The organism is uncultured Amnibacterium sp., from assembly GCF_964250715.1.
Taxonomy (GTDB): domain Bacteria; phylum Actinomycetota; class Actinomycetes; order Actinomycetales; family Microbacteriaceae; genus Amnibacterium.
The window spans coordinates 26970-52840 of the sequence record NZ_CAXUGX010000002.1; the positions used below are offsets into that span (position 1 = coordinate 26970).

Annotated in this window: 26 protein-coding genes; 14 read left to right on the plus strand and 12 right to left on the minus strand. The window is 71.2% G+C overall.

Translation table 11 applies throughout. The features are described from left to right. The first annotated feature begins 21 nt into the window (after positions 1-21). A complete protein-coding gene (locus ACFE7H_RS03025; protein ID WP_375399733.1) occupies positions 22-156 on the plus strand; it encodes a hypothetical protein in 135 nt (44 codons plus the stop codon). Between the two features lie 6 nt (positions 157-162). On the opposite strand, the gene ACFE7H_RS03030 is transcribed toward ACFE7H_RS03025, so the two are convergent. Both ACFE7H_RS03030 and ACFE7H_RS03035 read right to left on the minus strand, forming a co-directional pair. Continuing rightward, entirely contained in the window at positions 163-1155 is a 993-nt protein-coding gene (locus ACFE7H_RS03030) for an amidohydrolase family protein (RefSeq protein WP_375399734.1), read from the minus strand. After that, complete coding sequence (locus tag ACFE7H_RS03035) at positions 1145-2257, minus strand: amidohydrolase family protein (RefSeq protein ID WP_375399735.1); 1113 nt, start codon at positions 2255-2257, stop codon at positions 1145-1147. Before ACFE7H_RS03035 ends, ACFE7H_RS03030 begins: the two co-directional genes overlap by 11 nt. 185 nt (positions 2258-2442) lie before the next feature. Between ACFE7H_RS03035 and ACFE7H_RS03040 the strand changes: the two genes are divergently transcribed. The 4 genes from ACFE7H_RS03040 (at position 2443) to ACFE7H_RS03055 (ending at position 6440) form a co-directional block, all read left to right on the plus strand. After that, positions 2443-3048, plus strand: a complete 606-nt coding sequence (locus tag ACFE7H_RS03040; protein WP_375399736.1) for a VOC family protein — start codon at positions 2443-2445, stop codon at positions 3046-3048. Between the two features lie 66 nt (positions 3049-3114). Further along, a complete protein-coding gene (locus ACFE7H_RS03045; protein WP_375399737.1) occupies positions 3115-4773 on the plus strand; it encodes a bifunctional 3-(3-hydroxy-phenyl)propionate/3-hydroxycinnamic acid hydroxylase in 1659 nt (552 codons plus the stop codon). A 39-nt stretch (positions 4774-4812) separates the two neighbouring features. Next, the gene (locus tag ACFE7H_RS03050; protein WP_375399738.1) at positions 4813-5688 is read left to right on the plus strand and encodes a fumarylacetoacetate hydrolase family protein; all 876 of its coding nucleotides are present in this window, start codon (positions 4813-4815) and stop codon (positions 5686-5688) included. After that, entirely contained in the window at positions 5685-6440 is a 756-nt protein-coding gene (locus tag ACFE7H_RS03055) for a GntR family transcriptional regulator (protein WP_375399739.1), read from the plus strand. Before ACFE7H_RS03050 ends, ACFE7H_RS03055 begins: the two co-directional genes overlap by 4 nt. A gap of 174 nt (positions 6441-6614) precedes the next feature. Here ACFE7H_RS03055 and ACFE7H_RS03060 read toward each other — a convergent pair whose 3' ends face one another. Next, entirely contained in the window at positions 6615-7448 is an 834-nt protein-coding gene (locus ACFE7H_RS03060) for an IclR family transcriptional regulator (RefSeq protein ID WP_375399740.1), read from the minus strand. A 19-nt stretch (positions 7449-7467) separates the two neighbouring features. Here ACFE7H_RS03060 and ACFE7H_RS03065 point away from each other — a divergent pair, with 19 nt between their 5' ends. The 3 genes from ACFE7H_RS03065 to ACFE7H_RS03075 all read left to right on the plus strand — a co-directional run bounded on the left by ACFE7H_RS03065 (position 7468) and on the right by ACFE7H_RS03075 (position 11236). Further along, on the plus strand, positions 7468-9066 hold the full coding sequence (locus ACFE7H_RS03065; protein WP_375399741.1) for an FAD-dependent monooxygenase: 1599 nt from the start codon (positions 7468-7470) through the stop codon (positions 9064-9066). A gap of 95 nt (positions 9067-9161) precedes the next feature. Then, entirely contained in the window at positions 9162-10289 is a 1128-nt protein-coding gene (locus ACFE7H_RS03070; RefSeq protein WP_375399742.1) for an amidohydrolase family protein, read from the plus strand. 95 nt (positions 10290-10384) lie between these two features. Beyond that, complete coding sequence (locus tag ACFE7H_RS03075; RefSeq protein ID WP_375399743.1) at positions 10385-11236, plus strand: alpha/beta hydrolase; 852 nt, start codon at positions 10385-10387, stop codon at positions 11234-11236. An 88-nt stretch (positions 11237-11324) separates the two neighbouring features. On the opposite strand, the gene ACFE7H_RS03080 is transcribed toward ACFE7H_RS03075, so the two are convergent. From ACFE7H_RS03080 to ACFE7H_RS03095, 4 genes are all read right to left on the minus strand, one after another. Continuing rightward, a complete protein-coding gene (locus ACFE7H_RS03080) occupies positions 11325-12065 on the minus strand; it encodes an amino acid ABC transporter ATP-binding protein (protein WP_375399744.1) in 741 nt (246 codons plus the stop codon). Continuing rightward, the gene (locus tag ACFE7H_RS03085; protein WP_375399745.1) at positions 12062-12934 is read right to left on the minus strand and encodes an amino acid ABC transporter permease; all 873 of its coding nucleotides are present in this window, start codon (positions 12932-12934) and stop codon (positions 12062-12064) included. The genes ACFE7H_RS03080 and ACFE7H_RS03085 overlap by 4 nt, the downstream gene beginning before the upstream one ends. Before the next feature lie 49 nt (positions 12935-12983). Further along, positions 12984-13880 carry an ABC transporter substrate-binding protein gene (locus tag ACFE7H_RS03090; RefSeq protein WP_375399746.1) on the minus strand — a complete coding sequence of 299 codons (897 nt, stop codon included), beginning with the start codon at positions 13878-13880 and terminating at the stop codon, positions 12984-12986. A gap of 218 nt (positions 13881-14098) precedes the next feature. Further along, positions 14099-14824 carry a hypothetical protein gene (locus tag ACFE7H_RS03095; RefSeq protein ID WP_375399747.1) on the minus strand — a complete coding sequence of 242 codons (726 nt, stop codon included), beginning with the start codon at positions 14822-14824 and terminating at the stop codon, positions 14099-14101. 145 nt (positions 14825-14969) lie between these two features. Here ACFE7H_RS03095 and ACFE7H_RS03100 point away from each other — a divergent pair, with 145 nt between their 5' ends. Beyond that, on the plus strand, positions 14970-15422 hold the full coding sequence (locus ACFE7H_RS03100) for a hypothetical protein (protein WP_375399748.1): 453 nt from the start codon (positions 14970-14972) through the stop codon (positions 15420-15422). 111 nt (positions 15423-15533) lie between these two features. Here ACFE7H_RS03100 and ACFE7H_RS03105 read toward each other — a convergent pair whose 3' ends face one another. The 3 genes from ACFE7H_RS03105 to ACFE7H_RS03115 all read right to left on the minus strand — a co-directional run bounded on the left by ACFE7H_RS03105 (position 15534) and on the right by ACFE7H_RS03115 (position 17079). Beyond that, on the minus strand, positions 15534-15977 hold the full coding sequence (locus tag ACFE7H_RS03105; protein ID WP_375399749.1) for a hypothetical protein: 444 nt from the start codon (positions 15975-15977) through the stop codon (positions 15534-15536). 18 nt (positions 15978-15995) lie between these two features. Beyond that, positions 15996-16565 carry an RNA polymerase sigma factor gene (locus ACFE7H_RS03110; protein ID WP_375399750.1) on the minus strand — a complete coding sequence of 190 codons (570 nt, stop codon included), beginning with the start codon at positions 16563-16565 and terminating at the stop codon, positions 15996-15998. Positions 16566-16647: 82 nt separating this feature from the next. Beyond that, positions 16648-17079 carry a hypothetical protein gene (locus ACFE7H_RS03115; protein ID WP_375399751.1) on the minus strand — a complete coding sequence of 144 codons (432 nt, stop codon included), beginning with the start codon at positions 17077-17079 and terminating at the stop codon, positions 16648-16650. An 88-nt stretch (positions 17080-17167) separates the two neighbouring features. Here ACFE7H_RS03115 and ACFE7H_RS03120 point away from each other — a divergent pair, with 88 nt between their 5' ends. Further along, complete coding sequence (locus ACFE7H_RS03120) at positions 17168-18562, plus strand: DUF222 domain-containing protein (protein ID WP_375399752.1); 1395 nt, start codon at positions 17168-17170, stop codon at positions 18560-18562. Between the two features lie 44 nt (positions 18563-18606). Here the strand turns inward: ACFE7H_RS03120 and ACFE7H_RS03125 are convergent, their stop codons facing one another. Then, on the minus strand, positions 18607-20421 hold the full coding sequence (locus ACFE7H_RS03125) for an acetyl/propionyl/methylcrotonyl-CoA carboxylase subunit alpha (RefSeq protein ID WP_375399753.1): 1815 nt from the start codon (positions 20419-20421) through the stop codon (positions 18607-18609). Between the two features lie 87 nt (positions 20422-20508). Next, entirely contained in the window at positions 20509-21186 is a 678-nt protein-coding gene (locus ACFE7H_RS03130) for a Maf family protein (RefSeq protein ID WP_375399754.1), read from the minus strand. A gap of 68 nt (positions 21187-21254) precedes the next feature. Here ACFE7H_RS03130 and ACFE7H_RS03135 point away from each other — a divergent pair, with 68 nt between their 5' ends. From ACFE7H_RS03135 to ACFE7H_RS03150, 4 genes are all read left to right on the plus strand, one after another. Then, positions 21255-22544, plus strand: a complete 1290-nt coding sequence (locus ACFE7H_RS03135; RefSeq protein WP_375399755.1) for a class I SAM-dependent RNA methyltransferase — start codon at positions 21255-21257, stop codon at positions 22542-22544. A gap of 191 nt (positions 22545-22735) precedes the next feature. After that, positions 22736-23428 (plus strand): response regulator, encoded by a 693-nt coding sequence (locus tag ACFE7H_RS03140; RefSeq protein WP_375399756.1) that lies wholly within the window; start codon positions 22736-22738, stop codon positions 23426-23428. Between the two features lie 31 nt (positions 23429-23459). Next, a complete protein-coding gene (locus tag ACFE7H_RS03145) occupies positions 23460-24692 on the plus strand; it encodes a sensor histidine kinase (protein ID WP_375399757.1) in 1233 nt (410 codons plus the stop codon). 80 nt (positions 24693-24772) lie between these two features. After that, positions 24773-25792, plus strand: a complete 1020-nt coding sequence (locus ACFE7H_RS03150) for a hypothetical protein (RefSeq protein WP_375399758.1) — start codon at positions 24773-24775, stop codon at positions 25790-25792. Positions 25793-25871 lie beyond the last annotated feature (79 nt).

Consider the following 25871-nt stretch of genomic DNA (forward strand, 5'->3'; position numbering starts at 1 on the left):
CGGTCGAAGGGACCGAGACGCGTGAGCGACGCCCACCCGATGAGGCCTTCCGCAGCGTCCGTCCACGAACTCGTGCTCGCGACCCTCGACCACGGGATTCCCGACATGCTCGATCCCAGCGACCGTGAGCACGTCACGCTCATCCCCGCGTACTGAGTGGGGTCAGTGGGCGAGTGCGGCGAGGCGGGGTAGCAGGGTCACGGCGTTACGCCAGCCGATGTGCTCGCGGTCCGCGTCCGTGAGCAGGTCCGTGGATCCGATGGCCGCCGCCATCGCCTCGATGATCGGGATGGGCGTGAACGGCCAGTCGCTCCCGTACAGCAGTCGGTCCTTGGACGCCAGCTGCAGCAGCGCAGGGAGTTGCCGGGGTACGGGCATGCCTGCGACGTCGTAGTAGAGCGCGCCGAGTTCGGCGATCACGTCCACGTCCCCGAGGTCCATCTGCGCCGGGGCGAGTGTGGCGACGCGATCGGCGAGCACGGCGAGGGCGCCTCCGCCGTGCGGGACGAGTACCCGTACCCGGGGCGAGCGACGCAGCGTGCCGGCGAGGACCAGGTCGATGACCGCCCGGGTGGTCTCCAGCGGGAACTCGAGAATCGGTCTCGGCCGGCCGAAGGACACCGATCCGTGGTTCGGCGGCGAGGTCGGATGCAGGAACAGCAGCGCCGAGCGTGCCTCCAGCGCCTCGAACACCGGTCGCATCGCGTCGTCGCCCGGATAAAGACCGCGCGCGTTCGTCTCGATCGCCACCCCGTCCAGGTGCAGTACGTCGAGTGCGTACTCCAATTCCGCCACGGCGCCGTCGACGTCCGGCAGCGGCAGCGTCGCCAGCATCGCGAACCGGTCGGGTTGCTCCGTGACCAGGGCGGCACCGAATTCGTTGATGCGGCGGGCAAGCCGTCGGGCCGCCGCATCGTCGCCGAAGTGCACGCCGGGGGAGGAGAGGGAGAGCACGGCGAAGCGGATGCCGGTTCGGTCCATCATCGACAGCGCGTCCTGGACGTTCCAGCCGGGCGCGGCGGACATGCCGTCCGGTCCGGCCTCGCCCGTTTCGGTCAGCGCCCGCTGGTAGAAGTCCGGCAGCAGGTGCGCGTGGAAGTCAATCCGCTCCCACGTGCGAACATCGTTGCTGGATGGGGCTTGCTCAGCGGCCATCGCCGACCCGCTTCCCTGCGATCCACACCTGCCGGACCTGGCGGGCGGCGGACACGTTCTTCGTCGGATCCGCGTCGACCACCACCAGGTCGGCGCGCAGGCCGGGCCGGATCGCGCCACGATCGACCAGGCCGAAGATGGCGGCGGGGACGTCGGTGGCTGCCCCGAGCGCCTCGACCGGGGTCAGCCCCGCGTCGACCAGCAGGTCCAGCTCGTCATGCAGCGAGGTGCCGTGCGCGACCGCGTTGATCGAGTCCGGCCCCGCGTTCGCATCGGTGCCCGCGCCGATCGTCGCTCCCGCCGCGTGCAGCGATTCGACCGAGGACCGGGCGTGGTCGTAGCTGACCGCGCCGGGGCGGGCGCGCGCGACGTTCTCGGCGACGCCGCGCATCATGATCAGGGTCGGGACCACGCGGATGCCGGCCGCCGCGATGCGGTCCGCGAGCGCGGGATCGATGGGCCGGTCGATCGGCACGTGGGTGAGCACGTCGACCCCGCCGTCGACCGCCGTCGTCACCGCCGTGAGCGACGTCGCGTGCGCGACCGAGAGCAGGCCGTGGTCGCGCGCGGCCTGGGCGACGGCCCGGACGGTGCCGGTGTCGAGCGCCGCGAACGGCGGGATCCGCGGATCCTCGACGATGATCTTGATGTGGTCGGCGCCCTCGGCGATCCGGTCGGCGACGAAGCGCTCGGCATCCTCCGGCCCGGTCACGGCCGACGACGGCGCATAGCCCATGTGCGTCGTCGGGAAGGCACCGGACGCGGACGCCGGAGCGAGCGAGCTGCGCACCTGCGGCAGCCCGGGCAGCGCGCGCAGGCCGTCGAGCACGGCGGTGTCGGGCGCACCCATGTCGAGCACGGTGGTGATGCCGGCCGCGACCATCGCGTCGAGCTGCTCCCGGCGGTCCACGTGGGCGTGCGCATCGATGAGCCCGGGCAGCAGGATCGCGGAGCCGCCGTCGAACGCCGTGGACCCGGGGGCTGCGCGCTCGGTGATCACGCCGTCGACGATGTGCACCTCGGAGGGTGCGCCGACAGTCGTGCCATCGAACACCCGAACGTTCCGGATCGTGGCGGTGCCGATCGGTAACGGGTCGGGCATGGCTCTTCCTCCTTCACCCGGCTCTTTTCGAATCCGGTTGCTGCTCGGTCGCGGCCCTGTACCCTCGGCTCCCGCGACGCGTCTGCAACCGTAGACGACGCCGTTGCACTCGTGGACAGTTCCGTGCAGACTGTCCACAGTTTCCAGGCCGCCGATCAGCGGCACTCCAACGGAGGAGAAGGTTCATGCCGAGTGGTCGTCGTCCCCGCCCCGTGGTCCGACCGGTGTTCCACCACACGACGCTGGCCACGCTGAAGCTCGACGAGATGGTCGACTTCTACGAGAAGGTCGCCGGTCTGGAGCCGGTGTACTACTCACCGGGCGGGGCCTGGCTGACCAACGACGCAGCCAACCACCGCATCGCACTGCTCGCGCTGCCCGGGTTGAAGGCCCCCGAGGACAAGGGCCACACCGCGGGGCTGCATCACACCGCGTTCGAGTACGCGAGCTTCGACCAGTGGCTGGACAACTACATCCGTCTGCGCGACGAGGGCATCGTGCCGTTCCTCAACCTGGACCACGGCATGACGATGTCGATGTACTACCAGGACCCCGAGGGCAACGGCGTCGAGATCCAGGTCGATGGTTTCGGCGACTGGGCGGCCGGCAAGGAGTGGATGTGGGCGTCGCAGGAGTTCGGTGACAACCCCATCGGCGTGCATTTCGATCCCGACCGCATCGTGGAGGCCCGCGCGAGCGGCCTGACGTTCCAGGAGATCCATCGCCGGGCCCGGGACGCCGAGTACGAGCCCGCGGTGAAGCCCGATGTGTTCCTGCCGGAGCTCTGGTAGGCCGGTGCCCTGACAGGGGAGCCCGCTCCGACTCGCTCGCGTACCTCGACGGAGGAAGGATCCCGGATGCCCGATGCTGTGACTGACGATGCCGAGACGGACGACGCGGCCGACCTCGACCACACTCCCGCCGGCACCACGGTGGACGTGGTCGTGATCGGGATGGGGCCGGTGGGCAAGATGGCCGCGCTGCTGCTTGCGCGCGCCGGGCACTCGGTGCTCGTGACCGAGCGCAAGGAGCGCGGGTACCCGCTGCCGCGGGCGGTCGCCCACGACGCCGAGATCGCGCGCATCCTGCAGACCGCCGGGCTGCCGGTCGACGCGATGCCCGACGCGGTGGAGCCCTACGACGACCTGTACGTCTGGGTGAACGGCGACGACCAGGTGCTGCACGAGGTCGACTGGACCGGCACCGATCCGTCGGGGTGGAACAACACCTACTTCTACAACCAGCCGGCGCTGGAGGCGCACCTGGACGAGCAGGTGCACGCACAGCCGACGGTGCGGATCGAGCGCGGTGTGTCCGCCCGGGTCGCAGACCAGGACGACGACGGAGTGAACGTGGTCATCCGCGTCGACGCGACCGGGGCGGAGCGCACCGAGCGGGCCCGGTTCGTGCTCGCGGCCGACGGCGCGGGCAGCCCGGTGAGGACGAGCCTCGGCATCGACTGGAACGACCTCGGCTACTTCTTCGACTGGCTGGTCGTCGACGTCCTTCCCGGTGAAGGAATGCAGGTGACCCACCTCGCCAAGCAGGTCGCGGACCCGGCCAGGCCGACAACGGTCGTGCCCGCAGGTCCCGGCCGCCGTCGCTGGGAGTTCATGCGGCTGCCCGGCGAGAGCACGGAGGAACTGACCGAGCCCGCGCGCATCTGGCAGCTGCTGCAGCCGTTCGGCGTGCGGCCCGACAACGCCTCGATCGAGCGCGGCGTCGTCTACACCTTCAACTCCGGCTGGGCCGGGCAGTGGCGGCAGGGTCGCGTCTTCCTGCTCGGCGACGCCGCCCACCAGATGCCACCGTTCGCGGGACAGGGCCTGGCGGCGGGCTTTCGGGACTGCCTGAACCTGGCGTGGAAGCTCGACCTGGTCCTGCGCGGCGAAGCGGCGCCCGCACTGCTCGACACGTACACGACCGAGCGGACCATGCACGTGTCCGACTTCATCCAGTTCTCCATGTCACTCGGCCGCATCATCTGCATCCTCGATCCCGACGAGGCGCGCGCCCGGGACGAGGCGATGCTGGCCGATCGGGCAAGTGGTCGCACCCCCGAGCCGCCGCCCGCTCCCCGGCTCGGGCCCGGCCTGCACAGCGGAGACACGGGGGGCTACCTGTCGTGGCAGGGTCGCGTGACCGCGCCGGGGCACGCCGAGATCGCCCGGTTCGACGACGTCTTCGGCGCCGGGGCGCTCGTACTCGACGACGCCGCGCTCGCGGCGGAACTCGGCTCGGCTGCCCGCGACCTCGAGGCGCTCGGCATTCGGATCGTCGCCTTCGGGGGACAGGCCGATGGCGGGGTCGCCCGGTTCGACGACGTCGCCGGCAGCTACGCCGAGTGGTTCGCGACGCTCGGCGCGCACGCCGCCCTCATCCGGCCCGACTTCGCCGTCTTCGGCACCGCGTCCGACGCCGAGAGCGTCGCCCGGCTCGTCGCCGACTTCGTGACGGGCGTCCGGAAGACTGTTCCTGCGGACGAGGAAGCTGCCCTCGTGGCAGCACGGCCCTGACCGTCGCCCACAGACAGTTCGAACAATCGAAGGAGCAGCATGCGCATCGCCAACCTGCAGGGTCGCGCGACCCTGGTCAGCGGATCGACCGGCCTCGACGTCGAAGGGGCGAGCGACGGCCGGTTCAGCGCCGATCCGGCAGCCCTGTGGAGCGACTGGGCCGGATTTGTGGCGTGGGCGAGCACGGTCGACGTGGCGGGCCACGCCGACGCGCGGCCATTCGAGGAGAGTGATCTGCTCGCTCCGGTGCCGAACCCGTCGCAGGTGTTCGGGATCGGCCTGAACTACGCCGACCACGCCGCCGAGTCGAGCATGGAGGTGCCGGAGAACCCCCTGGTGTTCACGAAGTTCCCGTCGAGCCTCGCCGGCTCCGACGTGACGGTACGGCTGACCGGCGACCGGGTGGACTGGGAGGCGGAGCTGGTGGTCGTGATCGGCCGCGGCGGCCGGGACATCCCGGTCGACGAGGCGTGGGACAGCGTGGCCGGGTTCACGGTCGGTCAGGACATCAGCGACCGGACGGTGCAGAGCCAGGGCAAGCCGCCCCAGTTCAGTCTGGGCAAGTCGTTCCAGAACTACGCGCCCACCGGGCCGGCGGTGGTGACGATCGACGAGCTCCGCTCCGCCGGCCACGACCCTGAGGCGCTCCGCGTCCGCTGCGAGATCGTCGACGAGCAGGGCGGCGAGCCGCGCACCCTGCAGGACGGGACGACCGCGGACCTGATCTTCCCGGTCGTGCAGCTGGTCGCCCGGCTGTCGGCGATCGTCGAGTTGCGGCCCGGCGACCTGATCTTCACGGGCACCCCGGCCGGGGTCGGGCTCGGCCGCACACCGCAGGTTTTCCTGAAGCCCGGCCAGCGGCTCACGACCGAGATCGAGGGGCTCGGCATCATCCGCCAGACCTTCGTCGCATGACGGTGCAGCCCCTGGGCGAGGCCTGGGAGCCGGAGCGCACCGAGGACAGCATGCAGTTCGTCTACGGCACGCTGCGCGACCGGATCCTCGACGGCGACCTGGAGCCGGGGGCTGTGCTGTCGCAGGTGCGGCTGGCCAAGCAGTTCGGGATCAGCCGCACACCGCTCCGCGAGGCGCTCCGCCGTCTCGTCGCGGAGCATCTGGTCACCGGCGACTTCAACCGCCGGATGCGGGTGTCCGAACTGAACCTGGACGACCTCGACCAGATCTATGCCATGCGCATCGCATTGGAGCCGGTCGGCGTCGCCGCGACCCTGCCGCTGGCCGACCCCGCCCGGCGCGCGGCGCTCGCGGGCAGCGTCGACCGGATGGGAGAGGCGATCGCCTCGCTCGACCTGGAGTTGTTCCGCCGCGAGCATCGGGTGTTCCACCTGGGGCTGACCGTGGGCGGAGGCGCTCGCCTGCACGGACTGCTCGGCGACCTCTGGGACCACTCGGAGCGGTACCGGCTCGCCTACCTGCAACACGACTACGCCGAGCGGGACAGCGCCTCCGCCGAGCGCCTTCGCACCTCCCAGGCGGAGCACCGCGCCATCCTGGCCGCCGCCCTGGCCGGCGACGCGGACGCCTGCTCCGAGGCGCTGGTGGCTCACCTGCAACGCACGGTCGACGTGGTGTTCCGGGAGTCGATGCGCGTCCCGCGCCCCCGCGTAGCGACCTACGCCGTCGCGGCCCGCTCCGGACTGAGCTGACCCGCCCTGACCCGCCGCGCCCCGCCGCGCCCCACCCTCCGCCCCGCCCGCCCCCGCCCCACCCAGCACTTCAGCAGGACAGGGTCCCGACAGCAGGTCGGTGGTCGACCCACAACCTGCTGTCGGGACCTGGTCCTGCTGTTGTGCTCCAGTGAGGTGTGAGGAGGGTGGGCGCTAGCGGTCGAGGCGCAGGCCCGACCGGTCGGTGGTCGCGGCGAGGCGCGAGATCGCCCGGGCGACGGTGACCACGGCGGGACGCATCGCCGTGGGATCGAACGACCCGGCGGCGGCGACGACCGAGATGGCCGCGATCGCGGACCGGCCGGAGTCGAAGATCGGCGCGGCCACCGACGATGCCGCCTCGGGCACCGTCCGTGCGTTCGTCGCGGAGCCCTCCTGCCGCACCTGGGCCAGCCGCCTGCGCAGGTCGGTCGTGGACACGATCTCGTGCTCGGGCTCGAGGGTCAGCCGTTGCGCGAGCACCGACTCCTGCAGCTGCGCATCGGCGTGAGCGAGCAGGACCAGTCCGACCCCGGTCGAATGCAGGGGCACGCGCTCGCCGACGCGGTACAGCACACGGGCCGCACGGTGGGCGGAGAGCCGCTCGATGATCATCGCCTCGGCACCGGTCCGCACCGCGAGCAGGACATGCTCGCCCGTCGCGCGGTGCAGATCCTCCATGAAGGGCAGCGCGAGCGCACGCAGGCCGTGACCGCGGGGAGCGAGCGAGGCCACTTCCAGCAGGGTGAGCCCGATCGCGTACCGGCCCTGCTCGTCCCGTTCCAGCGCACCGGTGGCGACGAGCTGCCGAGCGAGCCGCAGGGTGGTGCTGAGCGGCGTCCCGGTGCGCACGCTCAGTTCGCTGAGCGTCATGGGTTCGCCGTCGAAGCAGCGCAGCAGCCGGAATGCGCGGTACAGCACCGGCTCGGCCGCGGCGGGGCTGCTGCCGCGCGATCCGGCGTCTCCTTCGAGGAGCGGCTCGATCCCCGACTCCACGTGGGTTTCCATCCCTATACTCTGCCGCTGAGTGGCAGTCGTGCCCACTCCGGGGGCCGAGGGGCCGACGATCGAAGTCTCTGCGTTCGATGTCGAAGGGGGACCTGTGGTCCAGGTACCGGTGCTGATCGCCGGCGGCGGTCCGGCCGGCCTCGCGGCGGCGACCGAGCTGGCGTTCCACGGCGTCCCGAGCATGATCGTGGAGCCCCGCGCGACCGTCGCCAACGACCGTCCCCGAGCGAAGACCACGAATGTGCGCACCATGGAGCACTTCCGTCGCTGGGGGATCGCCGATCGGATCCGCGCCGCGGCGGCGCTGTCGCCGGCCTGGTCCGACCGGGTGGTGTTCTGCACCACCATCGACGGCGACGTCGTCACCTGGTTCTCCGACGTCTTCGGGCTGGGCGCGCAGACCCTCGAGGTGTCTCCGGAACTCGGCCAGCAGATCCCACAGCCCGCCGTCGAGCAGGTCATGCGGGACCACTTGGCGGAGTCGCCGCTCGTGACCATCCGGTACGGCAGCAGGATCACCGCGGTCGCCGAAACCGAGGACGGGGTGACCGCCACCGTCACCGCCGACGACGGCACGGTGTCCCTGCTCGACGCCGAGTACCTGCTCGGCTGCGACGGCGCCGCGGGTGCGGTTCGCAAGTCGATCGGCGTGCGGTACCTCGGCGGCTCCGATCCCCGGCCGAACTTCAACGTGCTGTTCCGCACCGACGAACTCGACCCGCCGATGGGCAACGCGGTGCACTACTGGATCGTCGGCGGTGACTCGCCGTGCGTCGTCGGACGGCTCGACCTGCACGGCCTCTGGTGGCTGATCGCGCCGGGGGTGGAGGAGTCCGACGGCCGGCAGCGCATTCCGCAGATGCTCGCCGACCTGGTCGGCCATCCGATCGCCCACGAGGTCGTCTCGACGGACAGCTGGACCGCCCGGATGCTGGTCGCCGAGCGCTTTCAGACCTCGCGCGTGTTCCTCGTCGGCGAGAGCGCGCACCTGAACCCGCCCTGGGGCGGGCACGGGTTCAACACCTCGGTCGGAGACGCGGTGAACATCGGCTGGAAACTCGCCGCGGTGCTGCGCGGCTGGGCGACGCCCGACCTGCTCGACAGCTACGAGACCGAGCGCCGGCCGATCGCCGAGCAGACCATCGCGATCGCGAGGGAGAACATGCGCTCGCTGCCCTTGGACTTCGCCGGCACGGCCGATCGCTCCCGACTGGCGGCCGCGATCCAGCAGACCAAGGATTCCGAGTTCCACAGCCTGGGACTCGTGCTCGGCTACAGCTACTCCGCCTTCGCCGACCACGATCCGGTGCACTACACCCCGACGACGGACCCGGGAGCGCGGCTGCCGCACGCCCGGTATCGTGACGGGCGGTCGCTGTTCGATGCCCTGGGGGCGCAGTTCACCCTGCTCGCACCGGACGGCGCGGACGTCGAACCGCTCCGCCGCCAGGCGGCGGTGCTCGGGATCCCGCTGACGGTGATCGCACCTCCCGAGGACTACCCGTGGGCGGGGGAGGCGCTGCTCGTCCGGCCCGACCAGCACATCGCATTGCGCGGTGCGTCCGTGGCCGACATCGATCTGCGAGACGCCCTGCCGGTGGGCGCCCGGCAGCGTTGACTCCGGCACCATTTGATTTCGGCACCATTGACTTCGGCAACACTGGATTCGGCTGCACTGGCGCACCGACCAACGACAGCTCGGAAGGAACGGGTATGACGACGACGTCATCATCATCGATCACCAATGTGCGCGTGTTCGACGGCGCCGGGTTCACCGCTCCGACGTCCGTGCAGATCCAGGGGGAGTCGATCGCCTCGGTCGGCGGGGCGCCGACCGGCACGGTGATCGACGGGCAGGGCGGAGCGCTGCTACCGGGCCTGATCGACGCGCACGTGCACGTCGACGACGCCGCGGCCCTGGAATCGGCGCTCGCGAGCGGGGTCACCACCGTCCTCGACATGGCCAACCAGCACCTGGACGTCACGCGATCGCTGCAGCAGCGCACAGACCTGCCGCGCCTGCTCGGCGCGGGCGTGCCCGCAAGCGCAGCGAAAGGCGCCCACACCCGCAGGATGGGGTTCCCCGCGGACAGCGTCGTCACCAGTGCCGCCGACGCGGCCCGCTTCGTCGCCGCCCGCGTGCGCGATGGATCGGACTACATCAAGATCATCATCGAAGACCCGCGGATGCCCGGCACCGCCTCCCTGCCCCTGGAGACGATCCGGGCTCTGGTCGTGGCGGCTCACGGCGCCGGCCTCACCACGATCGCGCACGCCGTCACCTCGACGGCGTTCGGTCTTGCGGCCGACGCCGGGGTGGATGTCGTCACCCACCTGCCCGTCGATCGCGGTCTGAATCCCGATGTGGCTGCCGCGCTGTCCGGCCGGGGGGCGGCCGTCGTCCCCACGCTGACGATGCTGCAGGGCACGGTGACGACCATCAATGCGCAACGGATGTTCCGCCTGCTGCGACGGCTGCACATCGCGCCGCCCGTCGACTACTCCAATGCCAAGGCGAGCCTCGCGACGGCGCATGCGGCGGGACTGACGATCGTCGCCGGTACCGACGCCAACACCGAAGCGGGAGCGCCCTGGCATCCGGAACACGGGTCGTCGCTGCACGACGAACTGGAGTTGCTCGTCGATGCCGGGCTCACCCCGATCGAGGCCATCACCGCGGCGACCGCCACGGCGGCACGGGTGTTCGGACTGACCGATCGCGGTGTGATCGAGGCCGGACGGCGAGCCGATCTGCTGCTCGTGCAGGGCGACCCGTCGACCGACATCCGCGCCACCCGTGCCATCTCCGGCGTCTGGCTCGGCGGACGGCACGTCGCGTAACCGTCGCAGCACCGCCGCGCCACCAACCACCGCCGCCGACCACCCACATCCGTCACGTCGTCACTCACCACCACATCACTCGAAGGAGAGCACCCATGGTCAACCCGATCTCACTGTCCACCCCGCTCGGCACCGTGACCGGCATCGAGGAGCGCGGCGACGCCGGCTCACCCCTGCTCGTCTGCATCCCCGGCGGCAGCTACAACTCGCACTACTTCGACGTGAAGGGGCACTCCCTGCTCGCCGCAGCCCACGACGAGGGATTCTCCGTCGTCGCCCTCGACCGTCCCGGCTATCAGGGCAGCGACCCGCTGCAGGGCGACGTCACCTTCGCCAAGAACGCGGAGGTGCTCGACGCCGCGGTCGCCGAACTGTGGAAGCAGTACGCGGACACCGCCCCCGGCGTCGTGCTCATCGGGCACTCGATGGGGGGAGCGATCGCCATCCACATGGGCGCTCAGCCCCACTCGTGGCCCCTGCTCGGTATCTCGGCCACCTCCATCCACACCGATGCGCCGGAGCAGGTGACGCAGGCGTGGAACTCGATCCCCGCCGACGCGACGATCCCGTTCTCCAAGGAGCAGCGGATCCAGTTCATGTACGGCCCGCAGGACACCTACGACGCCTCGGTCGTCGACGACGCGGAGGTCTCGACCGACCTGATCCCGGTCGCCGAGCTGCTGGAGGTCGTCGGACGCTGGACCACCGACTTCTCGGGGCTCGCCTCCGCGGTGACGGTGCCCGTGCACTACGCGCTCGCCGAGCACGAGCAGCTCTGGATCTCCACCGACGAGGGAGTGAAGCAGTTCGCGGAGGCGTTCACCGCGTCCCCGTCGGTGAACCCCGAGCGGGTGATCGGATCGGGTCACAACCTGGACCACCACCACGACTCCGCCGCGTTCCACGCCCGGCAGCTGGCCTTCGCCCGCACCGTCAGCGCCGCCTGACCGCCCGGGCTCCGCGCGGCTCGCCCGATCTCGCGCGGTAGGCGCACTCACCGCGTGGAGCCCGGGCTACCGCGCGTCGCTCCGGCCCTCAGTGCTGCTGGAGTCGGGAGAGGAACTGCCTGGTCTCGGCGTGCCGAGGTGCGTCCAGCACCTCGGCGGGGGTGCCCTGCTCCAGGATGCGGCCCTGCTGCAGGAACACGATCCGGTCGGCCACGTGGCGAGCGAACTGCATCTCGTGGGTCGTCATCAGGATGGTGGAGCCCGCGGTCTTCAACTCCGTGACCAGGTCGAGCACCTCGCCGACCAGCTGCGGGTCGAGCGCGCTCGTGATCTCGTCCAGCAGCAGCAGTTCGGGGTCGCTGACGATCGCCCGCACGATCGCGACCCGCTGCTGCTGGCCGCCGGAGAGCCGGTCGGGGTACTCCTTCAGCTTGTCGCCGAGTCCGATGCGCTGCAGCCAGTGCTCGGCGGTCGCCTCCGCCTCCGCCCGCGGCACCTTGTGCACCGCCCGGCTGGCCAGCGTCACGTTGTCGAGCACCGTCCGATGCGGGAACAGGTTGAACTGCTGGAACACGACGCCGATGCGCGCGCGGGTGGCGTCCACGTCGGCGCGCGGATCGCTCACGTCGTCGCCCGCCAGCAGGATGCGGCCGTCGTCGATGCGCTCCAGCAGGTTGACGGTCTTCAACAGGGTGGACTTGCCGCTGCCGCTGGCGCCGATCACCGCGACGACCTCGTGCCGGCTGACGGACAGGTCCACCCGGTCGAGCACCGTCGTGGTACCGAAGCGCTTGACCACGCCCTGCAGTTGCAGCACCGGTGCGGTCACACGGTGCCGCCGATCTGCTCGCGACGCTGCGCCCGCGCGGTCAGCCAGTCCGTCAGCCGGATGAACGGCAGGCTCAACAGCACGAACAGCAGACCGGCGACCACGTAGGGCGTGAAGTTGTAGGTGCTGGCGACGGTGATCTGGGCTGAGCGCACCGCATCGACCGCGCCGAGCACCGAGATCAGGCCAACGTCCTTCTGCATCGAGATGAAGTCGTTCATCAGCGCAGGGGTCACCTTGCGGACCGCCTGGGGCAGCACGACCAGTCGGATCGTCTGCGCGTGGCTGAGGCCGAGCGACCGGGCGGCGAGCCGCTGCGACGGGTGAACAGCTTCCATGCCGGCGCGCAGCACCTCCGCCACGTAGGCGGAGTAGGTGAGGATCAGCGCGAGCGTGCCCCACACCTCCGCAGGCAGCGCCGGGAACAGGCTGAGCGCGGGGATGCCGAAGCCGACGAGGTAGAGCACGATCAGCAACGGCAGGCCGCGGAACAGGTCGGTGTAGCCGGTCGCGAGCAGCCGGAGCGGCGCGAAGACCGGGCTGCGCAGCGTGCGAGCGATCGCGAGCAGGGCGGCGAAGATCGCGACCCCGATGGCGGCGAAGAACAGCACGCGCACGTTCAACCACAGGCCGACGAGCACGGTCGGCAGCGCCGCGATCGCCGACTTCGGGTCGAAGAACGCCGTCTGCACGACCGACCAGCCGTGCGTGTTGACGACGGTGACCCAGACGATCGCGGCGACGACGATCGTGCTGACCGCCGCGATCAGCGTGCTGCGGGTGGACCGCGCCCTGCGGTACGCCTGCCGCTCGCACTCGATCTCGCTGGGCCGCCAGTCGACGGACTGCGACGCGACGGGAGCGGTCATCCGATCGGCAGGGCCCTCGTGCGCAGCGCCCCGGTGAGCCTGGCCCGGATCACTTGAAGACCGGGGCGTCGACGGCGGTGGAGAGCCACTGCTTGGTGATCGCCGCCAGCGTGCCGTCCTTCGCGATGGCGTCGACGGCGGCGCTGACCGGCTTCGTGAGTGGGGAGCCCTTCTGCAGCACGAACGCGAACTTGTCGCCGCCGGCGCTGCCCGCGAACTGGCCGGAGACCACGCCGTTCTTCAACTCCGACTGCGCCAGGTAGAAGGCCGTCGGCAGGTCGAGCGCGAGCGCCTGCACCTGCCCGCTCTTCAGGGCCAGTACGGCGTCGTCGTTGGAATTGAAGACCTTGGGCTGCACGCCGACCTGGCTGTTCACGACGCTGTAGCTCGTCGAGCCGGCGGCCACTCCGATCGTGATCTTCTTCAGCGCGGCGAGCGTGGTGGCCGACGCGGCGGGCGAGCCCTTGGTGGTGACGATCGCCTGGTCGGTCGTGTAGTACGGCGAGGAGAAGTCGACTGCCTTCTTGCGCTGCGGGGTGACGCTGAACTGCTGCAGGTTGACGTCGAAGGTCTTCGGGCCCGGAGCGATCGCACTGTCGAAGGTGGTGCGCGTCCACACCACGTCGGCGGCGGCGTAGCCGAGCTGCTTCGCGACCGCGTAGGCCACCGCGGCCTCGAAGCCCTTGCCCGACTGCGGCTTGTCGTCCTGCACCCACGGCGAGTAGGCGGGCTGCCCGGTCGCCACCGTGAACTTGCCCGGCGTGACCGTCTGCAGGGCGGCGGCCGAGCTGGGGGCGGCGGACACGGCGGCGGTGCTGGTGCTGGTGCCGGGCGAGCCCGCGGCGGTGCCGCACCCGGTCAGGGCGACGACTGCGGCGGCCGCGACCGCTGCGATGGCGAACCTGCGGCGTACTCGGATGCGGAGCGAGTGGGTGCGGAGCGGCACGACGGGACCATTCTCGAAGAGTGCGGACAGCGGCGGGCTGCGATGACCCGCTGCGGGCGAGAACTCGCCCGATCTGCCCCCGGCGGAGGCGTCGGTCAGCGTAAAGCACCGCCCGGAGACCGGCGGGCGTGGCGTCATACGCGCGTCATACTGCGGCCGAGCCGGCTACGGACGGGCCGCGGCTCCTGAGCCGCCTGAGCCTCCTGCGCCGGCCGGAGTCAGGGCAGGCTGAGGACCGCTCCCGCACCCAGCAGCGGAGCGAGCCGATCGGCGGTGTCCGCGCTCCAGCGCGCGTAGCTGGCGACCGAGAAGTCGGGCCCGATCCATTCCTCCGCCTCGATCGGCGGCAGCAGGCGCAGCTGGGTGATCTGCTCGGAGTCGCTGAGGGTCTCGTCGGCGATCCGGGCCAGGTCGACGACCGCCCTGCCGGCCGGGCCGCCCCAGACGCTGGGCATCCGCTCTGCGGCGTCATCCCACGGCAGGGACAGGACGAGCAGGGCCACGTCCGGGCCGGCCTCCTGCAGGATCGCCTCCCGCAGCTGCGCCAGATAGTCCTTCCACACCGGCTCCGGCACCTCGATCAACGAGTGGTTGTAGGCGCCGACGATGACGACGGCGTGGTACTTGCCGAGTCCCTGCGTCCGGATCGCCGTGATCGGGTCCGGATCCTGCCAGGAGTCGTCGACCAGCAGGTCCAGGGCGACGGCGTGACCCATGCGCTCGGCGAGGCGGTCGGCTATCCCGCCGCCGAGACCCAGATCGTGCAGGTGCACGCCCCAGCCGGCGGCCGGTCCGCTGCCGAACAGCAGCAGCTTCACCTCCGGAGCCGCGCCGCGCCGGTGCAGGGTGGTGGCGTCGTCGACGGGATGGGTCAGCGGGCCCACCGTCCGGGCCGCTTGACGCCCGCCGAGCAATCGGAGCAGTAGACCGCGTTCCCGTGCCATGACCGCCGTCCTGCGAGTCCTGCCGCGCCCCGTCGCGGTCTGTGGCTGAACGGTAGCGAACGGCGATTCCGGCGACCAGGAGTGACGCCTGTGATCGAGGTGAGAGGTTCCGGGGAGTGTCGGCGGGCGTCGGTAGCCTTCGGCGATGTCCTGCGTCCACTTCACTTCCGATGCCCAGCGCCGAGTGTGGGCTGCCACTCCGCTCGGGTTGTCGAACGAAGACGCGGCGCTGCTGCACTCCTCCCCGCCGGTGACCGAGAGCAAGCTGCGGCGCCTGCGGCTGCTCGCCGAGTCGCCCGAACCGGGCATCCGGCAGTCGGTCGCCAGCAACCCGCACACGCCTGCCGACCTGGTGCGCGCACTGGCCCAGGATCCCGATGCGACCGTGCGCGCCGCCGTCGCTCGCGCCGAAACGACGCCACCCGAGGTGCTGCAGGTGCTCGCCGCGGACCCGGACGTGCAGGTGCGGTGCTGGGCCGCCGTGAACCGTACGACGACCGCCGCGGTCATCGGCGTGCTGGCGGACGATCCGGCGGCCGAGGTGCGGTCACTCGCCCGCTGGCGACGGAGCGTCGAAGCCCAGCCGGCGACGGTCTGATCGCGCTCGCCGATCGTTCGTTTCGGGATCAGACGTCGGCGGCAGCGTCATGCAGCCGGTGGACCCATCCTGACCGACGCGCAGCCTGCGAGCACCGGGTCGGTCATCCGGTCAGCCGGTCGCCATGATGCTGTCGCCTGAGACGGTCTGCAGGCGCTGCTGGCAGGCGGTGATGGCTCGTCCGGCGGCGGGCTCAGCCTGCTCGCTCACCAGCGTCCGCAGCACCCGCGTCGTCGCGGGGTCGAGCCCGCTGCCGGCGAGGATCGAGGCGGCAGCTTTCGAGTCGAGGATCGCCGTGTTCCAGCCTGCATCCCTGATGCACTGGGCGAGCGGCGCGGCGTACTGCGCTTTCACCAGGCCGTCCAGGTGCAGCAAGCTGGGCGGAGCGACGGCGGTGGCCACTCCGGCCCCACCCGCGCCGAGCGCTGCGACCAGCGCAAGGCCGATCCCGACGCGATGCAGCAGACGCCTGCCGGCGATGCGGGAGTCGACGCGTCGGGTGATCCGGGCGATCCCCTGTTCGAGTTCGGCGGCGGTGGGCGGGCTGACGTGCATGGTGATGTCCTCGATGTTCTATCTGCTGGTGGCGCGTGCGGCGGTGAGTCGGGCGCGGATCCGCTGCATGCGTTTGCGCGCGGTAGCCGGGGCGACTCGGAGCGTGGTTGCGGCGTCGCGGTAGGGGCGTCCCTCGACGAGACAGAGGCGAACCAGTTCTCGGTCGAGGGGGCTGAGCCGCGCGATCTCATCCCCGACGAAGCGCAGCTCGTCCGAGGCAGCGTCATCAGCGACGGAGGCCGACTGATCGACGGCCGACAGCGGCTCGACGCGGCTGCGGCGAAGACGACGGTTGGAGTTGAAGGTCGTGTAGCGGCAGACCGTCAGCAGCCAGGGGAGCAGGCTCGCATCCGATTCCCTCGATCCCGATGTCGCCGTCTCGACGGTACGGCGCTGGCGCCAGAGCTGCAGGAAGACCTCCTGGACCTGGTCCTCCGTCTGCTCGCGCGAGTCGGTGAGCGCCCACGCGTATCGGAATACGGCGGGGGAGTGGCGCCGCATCAGCTCGGCGAACGCCGACCTGTCATGGCGACGAAGCCGCTCGAGCAACTCGGCGTCACGTTCGCCCTGCAATGGGTCCGGATTCATGGCACCTCCAAGAACAAGGTGTCAAGACGAGCCGAGTTGTGACCGATTCGCCGCTGGGCGCTCGCAGACGTCGCGGCCGGCGCTATGCGGCCGTTCTCGCCTGGGCACGAAGGAGGCGTCGGGCGCGAACCAGCGCGCGGACACCGCTCACGACGAGCACGACGAACGCGGGGACGCCGATGACCAGCGCGATCTTGACCGTGATCCCGAGCGCGGCGGGGACGGCCTGATCCGCGTCGGCGAGATCGAACGCCCGGCCCCAGGCGACACCCGCGACGACGATCGCGGCGATCCAGAGCAGGAAGGACGTCGCGGTCGTGACGAGCAGGCCCCATCGACGGCTGACTCGGGCTTGGTCGATTTCGATCACCAGGATCGACGTGATGACGGCGGCGACGCCGAGCACTGCGACGGGCGGCACGAGCGCGACACCGAGCACGATCAGCACCCAGCCGCCGACCAGGCCGTAGACGATCAGCGCCTTGACGCTGCGGCGGGACAACGCGCTGCTCATCCGCACACGGTAGCGATCGTCGTTGTGCTGGTGAGCCGCCTCGACCCCTGCGCAGTCCGTGTCAGACCCTTCTGATTAGATCGTAGCTATGTTCGACGGTGTGCTCCGGGAGCGGGCGCGCGGTGAGGTGGCCGGTCTTCCGGGTGCCGACATCGCGTGGTCGGTCGGTGAGCTGTTCGCGATCGAACTCGAACATCCCGCGGATCGGGCGTTGCGGGAGTTGGATGAGGCGCAGCTGGCCTTCCAGCGGGTTGAGGCTGCTCGTGTCGTCGCGTTGTTGAACGCGTGGGATGCGGGGATGGCCGATCTCGCGGAGCGGTATGGGGCGGATGCGCGGGATCGGGATGGATTGCCGGCGCGGGCGGTGATGAAGCAGGTGGGGATGATCCTGCGCATCCCCGAGTCGACGACCGCTCACCTGCTGGATACGGCGATGGTGTTGCGGGACTCGTTCCCGATCACGTGGAAGGCGTTCACCTCTGGGCGTACCACCTGGCGGGCGGTGGACATTCTCGTCAAGCAGTCCATCGGTCTGGACGAGGACGCTTTGGCCGACTTCGATCGGCTCGCCGCGGACATGGTCGTGACGGGGACGCCGGGCCGGCTGGCGGATCGGCTCCGTCGGGCGCGGGAGCGCCTGCAGCCGGGTACGGCGGTGGCGCGGGCTGCGGTGACGGAGGCGAATCGGCGGGTGGAGTTCGATCCACTGCCCGATGGGGAGGCGGCACTGACGATCCGTGGTCCGGCGGTAGAACTGGTGGCGATCAATGACGCCCTCACCCGGGCGGCGGTCGCCGTCCGCGGGCGCGACGGAGAGAAACGCGGGATCGGGGCGTTGCGGTTCGACATCGCCCTGGATCTGCTGCTGGGCGGGATCGCGCACGCGGCGCACCCCGACTGCAGTGCCATCGCAGGACGGGTGCCGCAGCGGACCGCAGTGGTCCCGACGGTCGCGATGACGATCCCCGCACTGGCGTGGCTGGGTCACACGAGCGAGCAGGCGATCCTCGCCGGGTACGGACCCATCGACATCGAGACCGCCCGCCGACTCTGCGCGGACGCTCCCTCACTGCTGCGGGTCCTCACCGATCCGGTCACCGGGGTGCGGGTGACGATGGATCAGACGGTGTATACGCCACCACCGGACCTGAAACGGTGGCTGCGGATCCGGGATGAGCAGTGCGCGGGCCTCGGCTGTCGACGACCCGCCCACCTCTGCGATATCGACCATGTGACCGAGTGGCATGCGGGCGGCACGACTGACGCGGGCAACCTCGTGCACCTGTGCCGACGATGTCACCTGCTGAAGTCCACCGGGATGTGGACCCAACGGCTCGATCCGGGCGGGACCGTCACCTGGACGTCACCCTGGGGACGCAGCTACACCGGCGACCCGCCCGAACGATCCGATCCGGCACCACCCGAGTTCCTCCCCGAGCACGGCGACAGCGCCGACGACAGCGCTGACGACTGCCCCTTCTGACCGAACGGCCGTGCACGACGAGATGATGTCGGGCGCGAGTGATGTCAGGCGACGGGGGCGAGCGCTGCGGCCTGGTCCAGGATCTGCAGCAGCACCGTGCCCGCCGACACCGTGGTGCCGGGGCGTGCCACGACCGCGCCGATGACGCCGTCGCGGTGCGCCGTCAACGGCTGCTCCATCTTCATCGCCTCCAGCACTGCGACCAGGTCACCCGTCACCACCCGCTGGCCGGGCTCCACCAGCACCTTGATCACGGTCGCCTGCATCGGGGCCGTGACAGCGGTTCCCATCGCCGCGGAGACGACACCGCCGCCGCGACGGCGCCTCGGCGCGGGTGGCGGGGCGATCTCGCCGGAAGACGCCGCGAGCTCCGCCGGCAGCGCCACCTCCAGTCGCTTGCCGTTGACCTCCACCGTGACCAGGTGCCGATCCTGCTGCGCCGGCGACGCGTCCTGGTTGACCAGCGAACCGGTCCACGGCTCGATCTCGTTCACGAACTCCGTCTCGATCCACCGCGTGTGCACGGCGAAGACGCCGTCCTCGGCGGTGAACGCCGGATCGTTCACCACGGCGCGATGGAACGGCAGCACCGTCGGCAGCCCGGTCACCTCGAACTCGGCCAGGGCACGCCGAGCGCGGGCCAGCGCGTCGGCCCGGTCGGCACCCGACACGATCAGTTTGGCCAGCAGCGAGTCGAACGCGCCCGAGACCACGTCGCCCGTGGTGACGCCCGAGTCGAGCCGCACCCCTGGACCACCCGGTACGCGGTACGACCGCACGGGGCCGGGGGCCGGCAGGAAGCCCCGGCCCGGGTCCTCGCCATTGATCCGGAACTCGATCGAATGGCCGCGGGCAACCGGGTCGACCGGATCGATGCGCGCACCCTCGGCGATGCGGAACTGCTCCCGCACCAGATCCATGCCCGTCACCTGCTCCGACACGGGATGCTCCACCTGCAGCCGGGTGTTCACCTCGAGGAACGACACCGTCCCGTCGCGGCCGACCAGGAACTCGCAGGTGCCGGCGCCCACATAGCCGACAGCACGCAGGATCGCCTTGGAGGCCCGCACCAGCTCGGCGTTCTGCGCGTCGCTCAGGAACGGGGCGGGCGCCTCCTCCACCAGCTTCTGGTGACGGCGCTGCAGCGAGCAGTCCCGCGTGGACACCACCACCACGGTGCCGTGCTCGTCGGCCAGGCACTGCGTCTCCACATGCCGCGGGCGATCCAGGTACTTCTCCACGAAGCACTCGCCGCGGCCGAACGCGGCCACCGCCTCGCGCGTCGCGGACTCGAACAGGTCCGGGATCTCTTCGCGGGTGTGCGCGACCTTCAGGCCGCGGCCGCCGCCGCCGAACGCCGCCTTGATCGCGACAGGCAGCCCCACCTCGTCGGCGAAGGCCAGCACCTCGGCGGCGTCGGCGACCGGATTGAGCGTGCCCGGCGCGAGCGGCGCTCCCACCGACTCCGCCACGTGCCGGGCAGTGACCTTGTCGCCGAGGCGCTCGATCGCATCCGGACTCGGCCCGATCCAGATCAGGCCGGCGTCCTGCACCGCCTGGGCGAAGTCGGCGCGCTCCGCCAGGAAGCCGTAGCCCGGATGCACCGCGTCGGCACCTGCGCGCTTGGCGATGGACAGCAGCTTGTCGATCACCAGGTAGGTGTCGGCGCTGGTCGTCCCGTTCAGGGCGTAGGACTCGTCCGCCAGGCGACTGTGCCGAGCATCGCGATCCTGGTCGGCATAGACCGCGACCGAGGCGATACCGGCGTCCCGCGCTGCCCGGATGATCCGCACCGCGATCTCGCCCCGGTTCGCGATCAGGACTTTCGTGATCCGGCGCTCGGCGGGCGGGGTCGGCATGGGGCACAAGCTTATGGGCGGCCCCGCCCCCGACGTTGGCAGAGCCGTCTAGACCTGAGGCAGATCTGCAGTGACATGTCCACAACCTCAGCCGATCGCGTCGTGCGGCCGGCGGGGGGACCAGAGATCGGTCCACTCGACCCCGCAGGCGCGGACCAGCCGGCGCAGGGTGGGCAGCGACAGGCCCACGACCGTGGAGGGGTCGCCCTCGATGCGCTCGATGAACGGGCCGCCCAGGCTGTCGATGGTGAACGCACCCGCCACCGCGAGCGGCTCGCCGGTGGCGACGTACGCGTCGATCTCCGCATCCGTCAGGTCGGCTGCGAACTGCACGCTCGCGCTGGTCACCTTCCCTCGACCCGAATCCAAACGAGCGCCAGTACCGGCGCCCTCGCGCAGATCGATCAGCCAGTGGCCGGAGTAGAGCACGCCGGTGCGGCCCCGCTGTCGGATCCACCGCTCCCGCGCCACCGCCGCGGTCCCCGGCTTGCCGTACACGGCGCCGTCCAACTCGAACGCGGAGTCGCCGCCCAGCAGCAGGGCGTCCTCGCTCGCCGCCGGGCGACGGCCGGAGACCGCCTCCGCCTTGGCCCGAGCGAGCAGCAGCACCATTTCCGCAGCCGTCAACGGTCGACCCCGAACCCGCTCGGCCTGCGCCACGGTCGCGGGCTCGTCCACCGCCGACGGCACCACCTCGGGCTCGACCCCCGCCGCCCGCAGCAGCGCCAGCCTCGCTGGAGAGGTGGAGGCGAGGATCAGCCGCACCCTCCGACCCTAGATGCGCCCGGTTCACCGGACGCGGGCAGGGACTCCGGCCGTGCGATGGTGGGGCGGTGGCAGCGGCGGCGGTGGACGGGTCGGCGATGCGCGAGCCGGCGGCGGGGCGCGGCGAGCTGCTCGGCCGCGAGCTGGAGCTGACCGTCGATCGCGTCGCCCACGGCGGCGTGTTCGTCGCCCACCACGAGGGGCGGGTCGTGTTCGTGCCGGACACCCTGCCGGGGGAGCGCATCCTGGCCAGGATCACGGAGGACCTGCACGCCGGCTATCTGCGCGCGGACACGCTGGCCGTGCTGGAATCGTCGCCCGATCGGCAGGAGCACGTGTGGGTGGCCGCCGCGCTCGACCGGCCGCCGGCGGAGCGCGCCGGCGGTGCCGAGTTCGGGCACATCGCGCCCGCGGCGCAACGCGCGCTGAAGCGTCAGGTGCTGATCGACGCGCTCACCCGCACCGGCCGGCTCGCCCCGGCCGAGGTCGACGCGCTGGCGATCGATGTCCGGCCCGTGCCGGGGGAGCCGGACGGCACCCGCTCCCGCACCCGCCTGAAGCTGCACGTGGACGAGCAGGGCCGCGTCGGCCCGTACGCCGCACGCTCGCGCCACGTGGTGCCGGTCGACGATCTGCCCCTGGCGACGATCGGACTGGAGCGGGCGGCGCTCGCCGCCGGCCGACTGCCCGGAGTCCGCAGCCTGGATGTCGTCGCACCGTCGACGGGCGCCGCGTTCGTGGTCGCGCATCCGGGCGGCGGCGGGCCGGCGACGATCACCGAGCACGTCGATGAGCGCGGGCACGAGTTCCGCCTGGAGCCGACCGGGTTCTGGCAGGTGCACCCCTCGGCGCCGGCCGTCCTCACCGCGGCGGTGCAGCAGGCGCTCTCGAGCGGACCACTCGACCCCTCGGCCGCGAACCTCGACCTGTACGGCGGCGTCGGGCTGCTCGCGGCGGCCGTCGCAGGCCTGGCCGGGCCGTCCCTGACCATCACGACGGTCGAGGGGGACCGCCGGGCGAGCGAGCACGCCGGTCAGAACCTGGCGCGCTATCCGGCTGCGCATGCCCGCGCCGACCGCGTGGAGTCCTTTCTTCGGCACGAGCAGGTGCGGCCGGATTCGGCGCACCGGAGCGCCGTGGTGCTGGATCCGCCGCGATCCGGCGCCGGCACCGAGGTCGTCGACGCGATCGCGCGCCGCGGCCCGGACCGGATCGTGTACGTCGCCTGCGATCCCGTCGCACTGGCCCGCGACGCGGCGCGCTTCGCCCGGTACGGCTACCGCATCGGTACCCTGGCGGCCTTCGACCTGTTCCCGAACACGCACCACATCGAGGCCGTCGCCACGCTGCACCGCTGAGCGGAACAGCACTGAGGCGGCATCGGAGCGGCACTGGCGCGGCATCGTGAACAGGCCGGTCGTCCCGCGAAGTGGGGGACGAAAACGGCCCGGCGCGGTCGACTCATCAGTCCGTTCTGTCCCCCTCCGCGGGTACGATCGGACTCGCTGTCCCGCCGCAACACGCTCGCGGGGATTGAGGAGCACCGATCATGTCCACGACCACCTGGCCGGTCGAGACCGACCTCGTGCGAGTCGCCGTCGTCGACGACCACGAGTCGGTCCGCCTCGGCCTGCGGGCCGCCTGCCAGGTGGCCGGGTACGAGGTCGTCGAAGAGGCTGCGACGGTGCCCGACCTGGTGCGACTGCTCGAAGGACGCGAGTGCGACGTCGTCGTGCTCGACCTCTCCCTTGGCGACGGCTCCACGATCACCCAGAACGTCAAGGACATCCAGGCGACCGGAGCCGGAGTGCTGATCCACTCCATCGCCGACCGCGCCGCGGGTGTGCGGGAGGCGCTCGCCGCGGGTGCGGCCGGCGTGATCCCCAAATCCGCCGCCACCTCTGCGGTCATGGCCGCCATCTACACCGTCGCCCGCGGCGAGGTGCTGAACAATCTGGAGTGGGCCAGCGCCATCGACGCCGACACCGACTTCGCCCGCGCGCAGCTCGGCCGGCGGGAGCGGGATGTGCTGAACCTGTACGCCTCGGGCCTGCCGCTGCGCATGGTCGCCGATCAGCTGGGAATCGCCGCCTCGACCGCGCGCGAGTACCTCGACCGCATCCGCGTCAAGTACGTCGAGGTCGGCCGTCCGGCACCCACCAAGGTCGACCTGCTCCGGCGGGCTGTCGAGGACGGCATCCTGCCGAACCTGGATCCCGACGCGCTCGACGATGAGAGCTGACACCGCAGTCGATTCCGGTTCCCTCCGACGCGTGCGCGGCACCGACGGTTCCCGTATCGGAGGGCTGCGCGTCGAGCGGTCGCTCGCCGTCGCGATGAGCGTCTTCGGCGTGATCTTCGCGCTGCAGAGCGTGCCCCAGCTGGTGGTGCAGTGGAGCGCATTCCAGAACCCGCTCGGTCTGGCGCTCGTCGTCTTCGTCTACGGGTCGGTGGCGCTGGCCAACCTCGCCGCACTGCTCGATCAGTGGACCCGCACCTTCTTCCTCGGCGCGGCCCTCGCCTACCTCGTCGCACTGCTGATGTGGCCGCTGGCGGTGCGCGATCCGCTGCCCGGCTCCGACTCCGCGTGGATCTTCGTGCTGCAGGCCCTGGCGGTCGGCTTCCTCATCGCCGCGCGTCCGGACTGGATGACGCCGGCGATCTACTCGGTCGTCACCGCCAGCCTTGTCGGCTACCTGCGCCTGATGCCCGACGGTGGCGGAGCGACCGTGACGCGGGCGGTGTTCGACGGCGCGTACGCCTTCTGCCTCGACATGGGACTGCTGATCCTGCTGTTCTCCATCCGGCAGGCAGCCCACGGCGTGGACCTCGCGCAGGACAACGCCCTGCAGCGCTATGCGGCGGCACAGACGGATCAGGCCACCGAGACCGAGCGCGTGCAGATCGACGCCCTCGTGCACGACCGCGTGCTGACCACCTTTCTGAGCGCCGCCGGCGCCGAGGGTGCGGCGAGCAAAGCCCTCGCCGCGAACATGGCGATGACCGCGATCGAGCAGCTGTCCACCGCGAAGGACGATGTGGCTGCGGCGCGCAATGCGGTCCGGCTGGACGAGCTCTTCGCCCGCATCAACGCCGAGACTGCCGCCATCCACGGCCTGTTCAGCATGCGAGCGGTCGGCAACGCCGACACCCCGGTGTCCGGGCCGGTCGCCGAAGCAGTCGTCGCCGCGACCGTGCAGGCGATGGTGAACAGCGCGAAGCACGCCGGCGACGCCTCCGTGCAGCGGTTCGTCCGCATCGCCGTCGGCAAGGACGGCTCCGTCCACGCGCTCATCGCCGACCGCGGGCCCGGGTTCGACCCGTCCGCGGTGTCGAGCGAACGCCTTGGGCTGCGCGTCTCGATCGTGGAGCGGATGCACGCGATCGGCGGCAGCGTGACCGTGCAGTCGTCGGACGGCCGCGGCACCCGCATCACCCTGTCCTGGCCGGGCACGGGGCGCGGCCCCGCGGTCGCCGCCCCGCAGCGCGAGTCGGTGGACGCCTGATGGGCGCGTCGCCTGATGAGTACGTCCCCTGATGGGCGCGTCGCCCGATGGGCACGTCGCTCGATGAGCAGAGTCGCCCGATGATCACGGTCCCTCGACCGATCCTCGTCGCGGTCCTGATCGGGTTCTCGGCCTACAACCTGGTCCTCGGGGCGTTCACCGTGCCGGGCAACCCTCACCCGGATCGCGTGATCGTCGCGCTTGCGATGTTCGCGGCCATCACCGTCGTGTCGGTCGCTGTGGGGTATTCAGGTGCGCAGCCGCTGTGGGTCGCGGCGCTCACCGTCGGCGTCTCGGTCGCCATCGTCCTGCTGGTCTCGAGCACGCTCGATCCGCGCGCCGACCTGGGATTGCGCACCTGGTACGTCGGCGCGATCGGCGCCCTGATGACGGTCTCGGCGGTCCGCCGCCATACGACGCTCGCGGGGTTCGGCATCGCCCTCCTGATCGCTCACACCGTCCTCTGGGCCGGCCCCGCCGCGGTGCTCCGGTTCGGTGTGCTCGGCGATGTGATCTGGGTCGTGGCCGCCTACGTCTTCTCCTACACGTTGGCGAGGGCCAACAACGACGTGCTGCAGTTCGCGCGTGCGGAACGGGAGGCGGTGGAGTGGCAGGCCGCGCAGGACGCGCACCACTTCGAGCGGCAGGTGCGCCTGACGCAGACCAGCAGGCTGGCGTTGCCCATGCTGCAGCGCATCGCGGAGTCGGGTGGCGAATTGACCGACGACGAGCGGCTGGAGTGCCGCGTGCTGGAGCAGTCCATCCGCGACGAGATCCGCGGCCGTCGGCTGCTGAACGACGCGGTGCGACGCGAGGTCGTCACGGCGCGGCGCCGGGGCGCGTTCGTGCAGGTGCTCGACGACGGCGGTGTCGACGACATCGACCCGAAGGCTCTCGACCCGGTGCTGAACCGGGTCGCCGAAGCGCTCGCCAGCGTGCAGGCGGAGCGGTGGATCATCCGTACCGCGCCCAAGTCCTCCGCGCGCGCGGTCACGGTCGTCGGCCTCAGCAGCGGGCAGAGCACCGCGAGTGCGCTCGGCCTGGACGACGACGAAGAGAACGTGGACCTCTGGCTGGAACTGGACCGCCCCACCGCCTGAGGCCCGCAGCGCGTGTGCGGCGTTCGGTCAGGAGATCGGGGAGTGGGGCCGGCCTCCCCAGACCGACCCGCACACACCC

What these genes read in the sequence shown, in the direction of transcription:
- ACFE7H_RS03030 (WP_375399734.1), bottom strand. Translation starts at nt 1,155, where the DNA reads ATGGCCGCTGAGCAAGCCCCATCCAGCAACGATGTTCGCACGTGGGAG.
- ACFE7H_RS03035 (WP_375399735.1), bottom strand. Translation starts at nt 2,257, where the DNA reads ATGCCCGACCCGTTACCGATCGGCACCGCCACGATCCGGAACGTTCGG.
- ACFE7H_RS03040 (WP_375399736.1), top strand. Translation starts at nt 2,443, where the DNA reads ATGCCGAGTGGTCGTCGTCCCCGCCCCGTGGTCCGACCGGTGTTCCAC.
- ACFE7H_RS03045 (WP_375399737.1), top strand. Translation starts at nt 3,115, where the DNA reads ATGCCCGATGCTGTGACTGACGATGCCGAGACGGACGACGCGGCCGAC.
- ACFE7H_RS03050 (WP_375399738.1), top strand. Translation starts at nt 4,813, where the DNA reads ATGCGCATCGCCAACCTGCAGGGTCGCGCGACCCTGGTCAGCGGATCG.
- ACFE7H_RS03055 (WP_375399739.1), top strand. Translation starts at nt 5,685, where the DNA reads ATGACGGTGCAGCCCCTGGGCGAGGCCTGGGAGCCGGAGCGCACCGAG.
- ACFE7H_RS03060 (WP_375399740.1), bottom strand. Translation starts at nt 7,448, where the DNA reads ATGGAAACCCACGTGGAGTCGGGGATCGAGCCGCTCCTCGAAGGAGAC.
- ACFE7H_RS03070 (WP_375399742.1), top strand. Translation starts at nt 9,162, where the DNA reads ATGACGACGACGTCATCATCATCGATCACCAATGTGCGCGTGTTCGAC.
- ACFE7H_RS03075 (WP_375399743.1), top strand. Translation starts at nt 10,385, where the DNA reads ATGGTCAACCCGATCTCACTGTCCACCCCGCTCGGCACCGTGACCGGC.
- ACFE7H_RS03085 (WP_375399745.1), bottom strand. Translation starts at nt 12,934, where the DNA reads ATGACCGCTCCCGTCGCGTCGCAGTCCGTCGACTGGCGGCCCAGCGAG.
- ACFE7H_RS03095 (WP_375399747.1), bottom strand. Translation starts at nt 14,824, where the DNA reads ATGGCACGGGAACGCGGTCTACTGCTCCGATTGCTCGGCGGGCGTCAA.
- ACFE7H_RS03100 (WP_375399748.1), top strand. Translation starts at nt 14,970, where the DNA reads ATGTCCTGCGTCCACTTCACTTCCGATGCCCAGCGCCGAGTGTGGGCT.
- ACFE7H_RS03105 (WP_375399749.1), bottom strand. Translation starts at nt 15,977, where the DNA reads ATGCACGTCAGCCCGCCCACCGCCGCCGAACTCGAACAGGGGATCGCC.
- ACFE7H_RS03110 (WP_375399750.1), bottom strand. Translation starts at nt 16,565, where the DNA reads ATGAATCCGGACCCATTGCAGGGCGAACGTGACGCCGAGTTGCTCGAG.
- ACFE7H_RS03115 (WP_375399751.1), bottom strand. Translation starts at nt 17,079, where the DNA reads ATGAGCAGCGCGTTGTCCCGCCGCAGCGTCAAGGCGCTGATCGTCTAC.
- ACFE7H_RS03120 (WP_375399752.1), top strand. Translation starts at nt 17,168, where the DNA reads ATGTTCGACGGTGTGCTCCGGGAGCGGGCGCGCGGTGAGGTGGCCGGT.
- ACFE7H_RS03125 (WP_375399753.1), bottom strand. Translation starts at nt 20,421, where the DNA reads ATGCCGACCCCGCCCGCCGAGCGCCGGATCACGAAAGTCCTGATCGCG.
- ACFE7H_RS03140 (WP_375399756.1), top strand. Translation starts at nt 22,736, where the DNA reads ATGTCCACGACCACCTGGCCGGTCGAGACCGACCTCGTGCGAGTCGCC.
- ACFE7H_RS03150 (WP_375399758.1), top strand. Translation starts at nt 24,773, where the DNA reads ATGATCACGGTCCCTCGACCGATCCTCGTCGCGGTCCTGATCGGGTTC.